The organism is Gemmobacter denitrificans, assembly GCF_036964905.1.
GTDB lineage: Bacteria > Pseudomonadota > Alphaproteobacteria > Rhodobacterales > Rhodobacteraceae > Gemmobacter > Gemmobacter denitrificans.
On sequence record NZ_JBALHR010000033.1, the window covers coordinates 1 to 7419 of the forward strand.

General features: G+C 66.6%; 6 protein-coding genes. 1 reads left to right on the forward strand and 5 read right to left on the reverse strand.

The genetic code is table 11. The features are described 5' to 3' along the window. Positions 1-300 precede the first annotated feature (300 nt). Complete coding sequence (locus V6590_RS20485) at positions 301-897, forward strand: WYL domain-containing protein (RefSeq protein WP_335425569.1); 597 nt, start codon at positions 301-303, stop codon at positions 895-897. A gap of 79 nt (positions 898-976) precedes the next feature. Here the strand turns inward: V6590_RS20485 and V6590_RS20490 are convergent, their stop codons facing one another. From V6590_RS20490 to V6590_RS20510, 5 genes are all read right to left on the reverse strand, one after another. After that, positions 977-4384: an error-prone DNA polymerase gene (locus V6590_RS20490; RefSeq protein ID WP_335425570.1), complete on the reverse strand. Its 3408-nt coding sequence runs from the start codon at positions 4382-4384 to the stop codon at positions 977-979. Next, entirely contained in the window at positions 4381-5847 is a 1467-nt protein-coding gene (locus V6590_RS20495) for a Y-family DNA polymerase (RefSeq protein WP_335425571.1), read from the reverse strand. The genes V6590_RS20490 and V6590_RS20495 overlap by 4 nt, the downstream gene beginning before the upstream one ends. After that, positions 5774-6364 (reverse strand): ImuA family protein, encoded by a 591-nt coding sequence (locus tag V6590_RS20500; protein ID WP_335425572.1) that lies wholly within the window; start codon positions 6362-6364, stop codon positions 5774-5776. The genes V6590_RS20495 and V6590_RS20500 overlap by 74 nt, the downstream gene beginning before the upstream one ends. Then, positions 6348-7025, reverse strand: coding sequence for an SOS response-associated peptidase (locus tag V6590_RS20505; RefSeq protein ID WP_335425573.1), 678 nt, complete (start codon positions 7023-7025; stop codon positions 6348-6350). The genes V6590_RS20500 and V6590_RS20505 overlap by 17 nt, the downstream gene beginning before the upstream one ends. A 184-nt stretch (positions 7026-7209) precedes the next feature. Then, positions 7210-7419, reverse strand: a 210-nt coding sequence (locus tag V6590_RS20510; protein WP_335425574.1) for a hypothetical protein, incomplete at its 5' end; no start/stop codon positions are given.

The following is a 7419-nucleotide window of genomic DNA, read 5'->3' on the forward strand; positions in this document are numbered from 1 at the left end:
GTCGCCGCGCCCGAGGTTGATCTCGATGCCCTGAAGCCCTCCGTCACGATCGCCGTCGCCAAGATGAGCAAGTTTTCTCAGAAGCTCACCGGTATGGACCTTTAGCGCCACGCGCGGATGGGCTAGGTCCGAACTCCGCCCTTCGGACAGTCTTCCCCCTGTCGGATGCGGGCAGGATCACTGGGGGACCGACAGTTGCTTTCCTCAAAATACTGGACCAAACGACCCCTCCCGTGCGATCAAGGGCACCTTTTCCAGTGCTGATGAGGCTTCGCCATGCGACCCGGTCGCCCCCTGCCCTTGACCCTGACGCGCCGTGCGCTCGGCACCCGGCTTGCCGGGTTGGCCGCTGCAATCGGCTTTGGGCAGAGTGCTGCGGCCAGCGTTGCAGCCCAACCAGCATCTCCACTGGATCCCGAACTGCGTGACGCTGCCCTTCGCGGGCTTGCCCTCGCAAGCCATCGCGGCGATCCGGTCGCCGCGGCAAGCGCCGAAGCAACGCTGGTCCACCTCGCAGAAACCGACCCCGAAGCCGGCCTTCTCGGTCGCATCTACCAGTTGCTGGACGTGCGTCCCGCCACCTATTGGCACGACGATCTGCCCCAGGCAGCAACAGCCGATCTTGCCACGCTCCACGGGGCGATACGCACGAGCCGGCCGGTGGCCTTCGGCTACACCGACCTTTCGGGGAAAGAGACCACGCGCACAGTGTTGCCACTGGCCCTGGTGCACCCGCCTCAGGGAGTGAAGCTGCTTGCCTGGTGCGGAGAACGGAAGGATTTCCGCCAGTTCTTCGTGCGCGCCATGAAGGGATTGACGCTCGAGGTGGGTGATTTCAGCGGAAATCGGCTCGCGCTACTGCAGGGGTTGCTCGACAAGGAAGCCGATCGCGCCTAAGTGACGGGCCGAGCGTCGATTGCGGCCCAAAGCCGCAGTTTATGTGCACGTTAAGCAACATACAGAGTCCTTGCGCCACTCAATGAAAGTCCCGGCTTGGAAACAGCTTTTTCGCCTGTTCGCGGGGATGGCGGGCGGTGCTGCGCAGGGCGCCATTGGAGGGGCGCAGGGTTTCGTCGGCGCGGCCATCGCTGAACTTGGGCAGGGCGTGGCCCAGTGTGCCGAGCAGGGCCGAGACATCCTCGATCCGTTCGGCGATCAGATGGGTGGTGGGGCCATCGCGCTGGATGCGGGCGGTCACCCGCAGCAGGCGCCCGGTGACCACGGCCTTGCGAAAGGTTTCATAGACCTTGCGCCAGACGATGATATTCGCGGTTCCGGTTTCATCCTCCAGCGTGAGGAAAATCACGCCCGAGGCGGTGCCGGGGCGCTGACGGGTGATGACAAGGCCGGTGACGGTGACGCGGCCTTGCAGCGTGGCAAGCCTTTGATGCGGCGTGCTTTCCGGCAGGCGGGGGCGCAGCACCTCCATCGGATGGGCGCGTAAGGACAGGCGCAGGGCCAGATAATCCTCGATCACCTCCTGGCCCAGGGTCATCTGCGGCAGGGCCACCTGAGGCTCCTGCGCGCCCTCACCATCGGAGCCAAACAGCGGCAGGGGTGCGGGCGCGCGCAGAGCCTTGGCGGCCCAAAGCGCCTCGCGACGGTTCAGGCTTAGGGCGGCGAAGGCATCGCCCTCGGCCAGCCGTTCCAAGGTGGCCGCAGGAACCCCGGCGCGGCGCCACAGGCTTTCGACATCGGCATAGCCATTGCCCCGCGCCGCCACGATCCAGGCCGCGTCTTCCTCGCGCAGGCCCTTGATCTGGCGAAAGCCCAGACGCAGGGCCAGCACCCCATCGGCGCGGGGTTCCAGCGTGCAATCCCACGCCGAATGGTTGACCGAAACCGGGCGCACCTCCACCCCATGGTCGCGGGCATCGCGGATCAGCTGCGCCGGGGCGTAAAAGCCCATGGGCTGGGCATTGAGCAACGCGCAGGTGAAGGCCGCCGGGTGATGGCATTTCAGCCAGGCCGAGACATAGACCAGCCGGGCGAAACTGGCGGCATGGCTTTCGGGGAAACCATAGCTGCCAAAACCCTCGATCTGGGCAAAGCAGCGGGCGGCGAAATCGGCATCATAGCCCCGCGCCAGCATGCCCGAGATGAAGCGGTCGCGGAAACTGCCAATGGTGCCCATGCGCTTGAAGGTGGCCAAGGATCTTCGCAACCGATCGGCCTCCGCAGGGGTGAAGCCCGCCGCCACCACCGCAATCTGCATCGCCTGTTCCTGAAACAGCGGCACGCCATAGGTGCGGCCCAAGACCTCCATCATGGCAGGGCCAAGGTCTTCGACCGGCTCGCGCCCCATGCGGCGATTGATGAAGGGATGCACCATGCCACCCTGAATGGGGCCGGGGCGCACGATGGCGACCTCACACACCAGATCATAGAACTTCCGGGGCCGCATCCGGGGCAGGAAGTTCAGCTGCGCCCGGCTTTCCACCTGAAACACGCCGATGGCATCAGCGCGGCAGAGCATGTCATACACGCGCGAGTCTTCGGGCGGGATATTGGCCAGCGTCAGCCGCAGCCCGCGATGATCCGCCAGAAGGCCAAAACCCTTGCGGATCGCGGTCAGCATGCCAAGCGCCAGAATATCCACCTTCAGCAGGCCGAGCGCGTCGATATCGTCCTTGTCCCATTCGATGACGGTGCGATCTTCCATCGCGGCATTTTCGATGGGGCAAAGCTCGTCCAGCCGCCCCTGGGTGATGACAAAGCCGCCGACATGCTGGCTCAGGTGGCGGGGAAAGCCGATGATCTCGGCGATGAGGCGGATGGCCAGTTGCACCCGGCGATCCTCGGGGTTCAGGCCCGCATCGCGGATGCGTTCCTCATTCGGGGCCGAAGAGGACCAGCCCCAGATCTGCCCCGAAAGGCGGGCAACGACATCCTGACTGAGGCCCATGACCTTGCCCACCTCGCGGATGGCGGCGCGGGCGCGGAAATGGATCACCACGGCGGTAAGGCCCGCGCGATGGCGGCCGTAACGCTCATAGATCCACTGGATCACCTCTTCGCGGCGTTCATGTTCGAAATCCACGTCGATATCCGGCGGCTCGCCGCGTTCTTTCGAGATGAAGCGTTCAAAGATCAGGGTGATGCTTTCGGGCGGCACTTCGGTGATGCCCAGCAGATAGCAGACCACCGAATTGGCCGCCGAGCCGCGCCCCTGGCACAGAATCCCGCGCGCGCGGGCGAATTGCACGATGTCATGCACCGTCAGGAAATAGGGCGCATAGTCCACCTCGCGGATCAGGGCCAATTCCTTCTCCACCCGATGCACGATCCTGGGCGGCGGGCCTTCGGGGTAACGCCAATGCAGCCCCTCACGCGCGAGGCGTTCAAGGCGCTGCTGTGCCGGTTCCTCGGCGGATTCGTCGGGGTATTGATAGCGCAGGTCCGACAGGCGAAAGGCGCAGCGGTCGGCAATTTCCAGCGTGCGGCGGATCGCGGCGGGATAGCGGGCGAACATGCGCGCCATCTCGGACCCGGATTTCAGCCGACGCTCGCCATTGGGCAGGCGATGGGTGCCGATGCTGTCGATGGTGCAGCCAAGACGCAGGCAGGTCAGCACATCGGCCAGCGGCCGCCGGGCAGCGCGGTGCATCAGCACATCGCCCAGGGCCACCATGGGCATATTGGCGATCTGCGACAGCCGGGCGAGACGGTCGAGCCGGGGTTGGTCGCGCCCGTCATAGCGCGGCGCGGCGCCCAGAAAGCACTGGCCGGGAAAGGCACGGGCGATGTGGGGCAGATCGGGCGGGCTGGCATGGGCCAGCGGGTCAGGCGGCAGCGCGATCAGGATCATGCCTTGCCCCCATTCCAGCAGATCGGCGCGGGTCAGGTGACATTCGCCCTTGGGCGCGCGGCGTTTGCCCAGGGACAAGAGCCGCGTCAGCCGCGACCACGCCGCCAGATCAGTGGGCAGCGCGAGCCATTCCACCGCGCTGTCGGTCAGCACCAGTCGCGCGCCCGCGATCAGTTTGGGCAGGGGCGCGGCGGGCAGGTGGGGGGCCTCGGTCGTGCCGGTGAAATGCGGCACAGTCTGGCGGCTGGAATGATCGGTCACCTGTTGCGAACGGATGGTGGGGCCATGGCCCTCGGCCTCGGTGTGCAGGCGGGCCAGTTCCTTCAGCGCGGAATAGGCCCGCACCACGCCCGCCACGGAATTGCGGTCGGTGATGGCAATGGCCGTAAGGCCCAGTTCGGCGGCGCGGGTGACCAGTTCCTCGGGATGCGAGGCCCCTGTGAGGAAGGTGAAATTGCTGGTCACGCAAAGCTCGGCATAGGCGGGCGGGTCGGAAAAAGGGGGGGCGCTGCCCCCCTCTTGGCCAGCGGCCAATTCACCCCCCGGGATATTTGGGCCAAGATGAAGGGGCATCATGGAAATTCGCCCTGGGCAAACCAGCCCGGAGCCTGCGGCGTGTGAAACAGCCACAGGCGTGGGCCCTGCCGGGTTTCCACCCGCCAGTAATCGCGCAAGCCTGCGCGCCAGGCGGGATCGTCGAACCACCATTCGGGGGCAATGCGTTCCGGCCCGGTGGCGCGCAACGTGGTCAGTTGCATCCGTCGCCAGCGGAACCGGGCCGGCGGATGGCCGGGGCCTGCCTCCACCGGTTCGGGCGGGAACAGGATCTGCGGGCGGGTCAGGCTGGTACCGCAAGGTTCAGGCTGGCTATGCGCCACCGGGGCCAGCACAAAACTGCGTTCAGGGATCAGGCTTTCGGCAGGCAGGGCACGCAGAACCCGGTCAAACCCGATGCGATTGCCCAGCGACGATACCAGATCGGCCAGCGCATCCGCCTGCCGCGTGGCAGGGCTGCCCCCCATCTGTTCCGGGGGCAGCGGTTCGGTAAGAGGGGCCGACAGGCGCAGCGCATCAATGCCGAATCCGGCATCGATTTCCTCCACCCCCTTGGCGAATAACCGGCTGATCCGTGCCGGATCGCGCATTGGCCGGGCCAGGCCGATCTCGACCCGGGTGGCTTGCCGGTCCACCCGGCGCAGGTCCAGCCGCAAGCGGCGTGCGCCGCGATGATGGGCCGCCAATTGCGCGCAAAGCCGATCCAGCAGCCGGTCCAGCCCCGCCATCACATCGGCGTGCAGCCCGATCGGCTCGGGCAGGGTTAGCCGCACGCCGAAATGGGGGGCTTCGGGCGGGGCGGCGACAGGTTCGTCGCGCTGGCCCAAGGCCTGGTCCAGCCGCATGACCAGCCCCGGGCCAAAGCGGCGCGACAGCGGCGCGCGGGGCAGATGCGCCAGATCGGCGATCCGGGTCAGCCCCATGCGGGCCAGCCCTTCGGCCGTGGCATGATCGATCCGCAGCGCTGTCACCGGCAAGGCGCCGATCCCCTCTACAAGCCGCCCCTCGGCCACGATGCCACCGCCATGGCGCGCCAGCGCATGGGCCGCGCCGCGCGTGGGGGCGATGGCGCTGCAGGCCTGCAGGCCCGCGCGCTCCAGCCGCGCCTGCAGATCGTCGCGCAAGGCCGCCTCGCCGCCAAACAGATGCGGCACGCCGGAAATATCGGCCATCAGCCCATCGGGGCCATCGCAGGCCACCAGGGGCGCATAGCGGCTGGCCCAGCGGCGCAGGCTGGTCAGGGCCGTGGCCTCCTGCACCAGATCGGCGGGGCGGGTCGCCAGATCGGGGCACAGCGCCCGGGCATCTGCCAAGGCCATGCCGCGCTGCAGACCAAGCGCCTGCGCGGCAGGGGTCAGGCAATGCAGATGATCGGCATTGCCCGACCGCAGGGTCAGGGCGAAGGGCCCTTCAACGGGCCTGTTCCGCAGGCTGATGTCGCTCGCCAGCCTTGGAAACCAGATGGAAAGCAGCCGTCGCGCCATCCCAGTGCAGCATCCAATCGCCGTTAGTTCCTCTTTTGTTCTTTTTAAGCTGCCAATGATGCAGAGTCGAGTCCTCTGACCCCGGCGCAGGTTCGCAATGCCAGCGCGTTTCAGAGGCCGCGCTGCCACCGCCTTCGTGACTGAGCAGCAGGCCCGTGGTCTGCCCGGCCTCGGCGGCCAATTGCAACCGGCGCCCTGCAGTCAGCGAAAGGGGCTGCTGCGGCTCGGCGATCACCAGCGCCACCGCGGGGTTGCGCAACACCTCTTCGATACACCACAGCAGGTCGGTTTCGCCCACCGGGCGCAGCAGATGCAGCCGTTCGGCCACGCCTGCGGGCAGGCCCGCGGGCAGCAGGTATTCGCGCAGATGGGCGGGCGTGATCCAGACCAGCGGACCGGGATGGCGCGCGGCCTGAAACAGAGCAAAGCTGCGGCGGCCCCGCCCTCCGGCCTCGTGCACCCGCTTCGGGCGCAGGCCAAGCGGCGGACTGACGGGCGGATCAAGCACCATCTTCATGCGCGGCCTCCAGAACGATTTCCAGTTCCCCATCGGGCAAAGGGCGTTGCAGGGGGCGGATGCGATCCATGGGTTTGCCAAGCCAGTCGCGCCACGCTTCGGGTCGGGTGAGGATGACGGGCATGGCCTTGGGGTGAATGCGCGCCACCTCGCGGTTCGGTTCGCAGGTGAGAAAGGCGAAGGCTTGCACCGTGACTTCGCCCTCCTTCAGCTTGCGCGTGCTTGTCCATTCGGTGCAGATCCCGGCAAAGCAGGCCAGGGGTCGGTCGGGGCCAAGGGCGAACCAGATCGGCTTGCCCTGGCTGGGGCCCGGGCGGCTGTCGGGTTCGGCAAAGCTGGTGAAGGGCACAAGGCAGCGATGCGCCACCCCCAGCCAGCGCTGCCAATGCGGCGCGGCAAGGTTGCGGATATTGGTCACGCCGGGATCGGTGCGCTTGCCCACAAGGGCTTGCGGCGGGCTGGGCATGCCCCAGCGGGCCAGAGAAAGCTGCAAACCCTGCGGGCCATGCCGCAGGATCGGCGCCGGGTAATCCGGCCAGATGCCAGGCATGGCAGGCAGGTTGCCGGTCAGAACTTCGATCAATGCGCCGTCATCGACGATCTGTTCAAAGACGCGGCGCAATGCATCTTGCGGTTTGGTTTGGGAATAGAGGTTGCACATAAGTGGCCCCCAGGCAGCGAGTCGCTAGAAACATTACATGAACATCTATTGTCTCGATAGGCGCAAAGCCACACCAACCCATGGCCGCTTGTGCTGTCGGAGGGCCACGACACAGGCCTTGCGCGCCTCTGCCACGCCCAAAGCTCGCAGAAAAAGCGGAGGTTGCGCCACTAATCTGAATGCCTCACACAAGATTCCGCTCCTGCCGGAGCGCGATTAGGGCTGCAAACTCTGTCAGGTTCGACCGCCCCGCCCCATTGTCGGCAATCTCCAGCAACCGCCGATCGTCCTTGGTCAAACCCTTCTTGGGCCAGGCAGACCGGAACCGGCTGAGCGCGTTGCAAATCCCCTCCCACCATGCCGCCTGCCCCGTCTTCGAACGCCCCGAGATGCT